The sequence below is a fragment of the Dethiosulfatibacter sp. genome (assembly GCF_983023055.1).
Genome location: NZ_CEZJXU010000295.1, coordinates 1 through 3,300 on the forward strand (window position 1 = coordinate 1; position 3,300 = coordinate 3,300).

The 3,300-nt window shown below is 35.8% G+C and carries 3 protein-coding genes, 1 pseudogene and 1 other annotated feature; all 4 genes and pseudogenes read left to right on the plus strand.

Going from position 1 to position 3,300, the window contains the following annotated elements; genetic code table 11:
- A pseudogene (locus AC3AX0_RS09860) lies at positions 1-337 on the plus strand (phenylalanine--tRNA ligase beta subunit-related protein); the annotation flags it as partial.
- Between the two features lie 432 nt (positions 338-769).
- On the plus strand, positions 770-1,813 hold the full coding sequence (gap, locus tag AC3AX0_RS09865; RefSeq protein ID WP_487550121.1) for a type I glyceraldehyde-3-phosphate dehydrogenase: 1,044 nt from the start codon (positions 770-772) through the stop codon (positions 1,811-1,813).
- A gap of 127 nt (positions 1,814-1,940) precedes the next feature.
- Positions 1,941-2,144, plus strand: a binding site (T-box leader).
- Between the two features lie 181 nt (positions 2,145-2,325).
- On the plus strand, positions 2,326-2,496 hold the full coding sequence (locus AC3AX0_RS09870; RefSeq protein ID WP_487550122.1) for a hypothetical protein: 171 nt from the start codon (positions 2,326-2,328) through the stop codon (positions 2,494-2,496).
- A gap of 14 nt (positions 2,497-2,510) precedes the next feature.
- Positions 2,511-3,300 (plus strand): class I tRNA ligase family protein (locus AC3AX0_RS09875; protein WP_487550123.1); only part of this gene is annotated, 790 nt, incomplete at its 3' end.

Here is a 3,300-nt window from a genome sequence, read left to right on the forward strand (position 1 = left end):
GTTGACAGCCAGTCATGATGTAAAATATGTAGATTTTCCAGTTAAGCTTGATGTCTCAAAAGGTAATGAAGAGTTTTTGACCATTAGTAATAAAACACAACAATTGTATGCAAATGATTTATTCTGTGCAGATCAAAAGGAAATCATTTCTGATATAGTTTATGGACCTGATTTAAATACACGTATCAGGCAAGATACTGTAGAAGTCATGCATTTCGTATATGGATTGCCGGGAATAGAAGAAAAAGAAGTCATGAACCATCTAATGGACATAAAAGAATACACAGAAATATTCTCTCCTGAAGCTGAAATTGAGTTGATGAAGGTATATAAATAAGGAAATTCAATAAAATAATAAAAAAAATCATCTGAAAAGCAAAAAAGTTTTGAAGATGATTTTTTTGTCCTTTTGGGATATATCCGAATACAATTTGTTTCATAAACATAAGTGTTTCATTACTTGCCGTGGTTATACATGGTTACGCTTAATTTATTGAATTGAAAGGTGGCTCAGACCTAATATAATAAAATTTAAAGCGTTTGCCTGTTTTCTATGAAATATTATTATTTAGTACAAAAGTCTGTAAATTCGAACGATTTTAGCACATTTCAATAAGGGACCCAAAATGTCCCTGATGGACATTAAATAATGTAATGCAATGGTTTGGTTTAATAAATAAAATAACCATTGCAAAAACTTTTTTTTATGTTATCATATACACAAAGAACTTAATCGGGACAAAAAAAGTCTCGAGACTCGGAGGTTGATATGGGAATTAGAGTGGTAATTAATGGATTTGGTAGAATTGGAAGGATAACATTAAGAAATTATTTGGAAAAAAATGATTCAAATGTAGAAATAGTAGCGATTAATGGTATAAAAAACATAGACAATGCTATTTTGAATATTAAGTACGATACCATATATGGAAAGCTATCTAATGAAATCCATACTGATGGTAAATATATTGTTATTGACGGCAAGAAGATACTTGCTTTAAATGAAAGAAATTTGGACAAGCTTCCTTGGAAAGAGCTTGGTGTTGACATAGTAATAGAATCCACTGGAAAATTTACAACAGGTGAATCAGCTCAAGCCCATATAGATGCTGGTGCCAGAAAAGTTATAATCTCAGCTCCGGGAAATGACATAGATGGAACATTTGTATTAGGAGTCAACCATCATGAATATGACAACGAAAGCCAACACATCATATCAAATGCTTCATGTACAACTAACTGCCTAGCTCCTGTATGCAGGGTTCTTCTTGAAGAATTCGGAATCGAAAAGGGACATATGACTACAATACATGCATACACTAACAACCAGGTACTTCTTGATGCTGTTAACAAGTCAGATATGAGAAGATCAAGAGGAACTGCAGAATCAATTATTCCTACTTCTACAGGTGCTGCGAAGGCAATCAGCAAAGTGTTGCCTGAAATGGAAGGACTACTTTCAGGAATGGCAATGAGGGTTCCGGTATCATCTGTATCAGTAGTTGACCTAGTTGTACAGCTTGGAAAGAAAGTTACTCTTGAAGAGGTGAATGCAGCTTTTGAAAAAGCATCAAAGGGAAGTATGAAGGGTGTTCTTGGATATTGTACAGATCCACTGGTATCTGTAGACTTCAGAAAAGAAAACTGCTCAAGTGTAGTGGATTCACTGTCCACACAGGTAAATGATGGTCTTGTGAAAATTATCTCATGGTATGACAATGAATGGGGATACTCAAGAAGACTTCTTGAGCTTACTGAATATGTTGCAGAGAAGATGCAGAGCAAGAGAGACAGCAGACGAAAATCAGCATAATATATTTGAAATGAAATTTAGAGAACCCATGTTGGGTTCTCTTCTTACAATATTAACTTAAGTTGATATGTAGTGTTTTCAAGTGTTGACATGCAAAGATATATTTGTTAATATTACATAAGTAAATCAAAAGACAGTGAAGAAGAGGAGTAGGCATTTAAACCTCAAGAGAGCAGGATTCACGGGCTGTAAAGTCCTGCAGGTAAATGGATGCTGAATGTAGCTTTGGAGTCGACACTCTGAACTTAAGTAGGATTGTCCGGTGTGAGCCGTTATCTATTCAAGAGCCATATGGAAAAAAGGTGGTACCGCGGGTTTTCTCGTCCTTTGAGAATGCCGGCTTTTTTTATTTTTTGGACAAGAAAGTAGCTACGCTGCGTTAAATGCGTGAGCATTTATTAAGGCGCGAAGGAAAGTTTCCTTAAATACATAACACCAATGCTTCTAGGGGTTATGTATACATGACTTACCTGAGCTTTAAGAAAGAAGATAAGCTAAAATGAGGTGATGAAATGTACAATCTTGGAGTAGGAATGCTGATTTCAGGCACCATTGTCGTCTTTGCATCTGATATCTTTTTCAGAAAAGGGAAGATTAAGGACATGAAGTCGTTGCTAAAGATTAAATCTGCAGGACTAGCAATAACAATAATTGGAATGATAATAATGTTTAAAATGTATTGATAAAGGAGAATTATATGAATAATTTACCAAAGAATTATAATCCAAAGGATTTTGAGGAAAGAATTTACGAGACATGGGAAAAGGAAGGACATTTCCATGCAAAGGTCAACAAGGACAAAAAGCCCTTCACAATAGTTATACCACCTCCAAATATCACAGGCCAGCTTCACATGGGACATGCACTTGACCATACTCTTCAGGACATATTAATAAGATGGAAGAGGATGCAGGGTTTTGAGGCTTTGTGGCTTCCTGGATCGGATCATGCCAGCATAGCAACAGAGGTAAAGGTTGTAGAAAAAATCAAAAGAGAAGAAGGAAAAACAAAGGAAGAAGTTGGAAGAGACGGATTTCTTGAGAGAGCTTGGAAATGGAAGGACGAATTCGGTGGAAGAATTACCGAGCAAATGAGAAAGCTTGGGGATTCATGTGACTGGGAAAGAGAAAGATTCACAATGGACCAGGGTTGTTCAGAGTCTGTTACCCAGGTATTCATTGACCTTTACAACAAGGGATTGATTTACAGGGGAAACAGAATAATAAATTGGTGTCCCGATTGTCTTACTTCAATATCAGATGCAGAAGTGGATCACGAGGACAAGCCAGGCAATTATTATTATGTTAAATATCCATATGTAGATGATCCGGAAAAATATTTCACAATTGCAACTACAAGACCTGAAACAATTTTTGGTGATACTGCAATAGCAGTACATCCTGAGGATGAAAGATACAAGGATCTCATTGGAAAGAAAGTTATAGTTCCATTGACAGGAAGAGAAATCGAAATAATCGGTGACGAGT